Source organism: Streptomyces fulvoviolaceus, assembly GCF_000718165.1.
In the GTDB taxonomy this organism is placed as follows: Bacteria; Actinomycetota; Actinomycetes; order Streptomycetales; family Streptomycetaceae; genus Streptomyces; species Streptomyces fulvoviolaceus.
The window spans coordinates 1-593 of the sequence record NZ_JOEY01000161.1 but is presented as its reverse complement, the minus strand read 5'-3'; the positions used below and the strand labels follow the sequence as shown (position 1 = coordinate 593).

At 69.5% G+C, this 593-nt stretch carries 1 protein-coding gene; it reads right to left on the bottom strand.

Going from position 1 to position 593, the window contains the following annotated elements; genetic code table 11:
• A partial coding sequence (locus IG08_RS0153310; RefSeq protein WP_030622178.1) for a BtrH N-terminal domain-containing protein occupies positions 1 to 593 on the bottom strand: 593 nt, incomplete at both ends.

Here is a 593-nt window from a genome sequence, read left to right as displayed (position 1 = left end):
GTGGCCGGTGCGCAGGTGGCTGCTGTCGATCAGCTGGGCACACTCGGCGAGGAAGTCCCGGTAGAGATTGCGGAACAGGGCACCGCCGGTGCCGGCCCTCTCCATGAGGACGGCGGCCCGTGGCAGGTTCTCCCGCGGATTGTCGCTGCGCTGCAGCCACTTCGGCACTTGCCTGGCGGTCTTCTCGATGCCCCGGTGGCCCAGGTTCGCGATGGGCGGGTTCAGGAAGGCGTCGGCGCAGGTCTTGATCGCGGGGATGATCCGGTCCTGCGGTGACGTCAGGCTGCCGGGCGCTGTGATGGTGAAGGAGCGGTGCTTGGCGGTCATGGGGCCGCGCTCGGCCCTGGCCCTGGCCAGGCCGGCGAGGCCGGTCGAGACGGCTCCGCCCTGCGGGTCGGTGTCCACCAGGTAGGCGTCCTGTTCGTCGTAGCCGTACATGGCCACGACGTGCCCGCCGAAGTGCACCTTGGTGCCGAAGTAGTCCAAGTGGTAGCTGTCGAGCTGCAGCCCGACCGGCCGACCGGCGTCGATGGGTGCCGCCACGTTCTGCCATGCCTTGCGCGGGGAAGTGGTCTCCCCGACCAGCAGCTCAA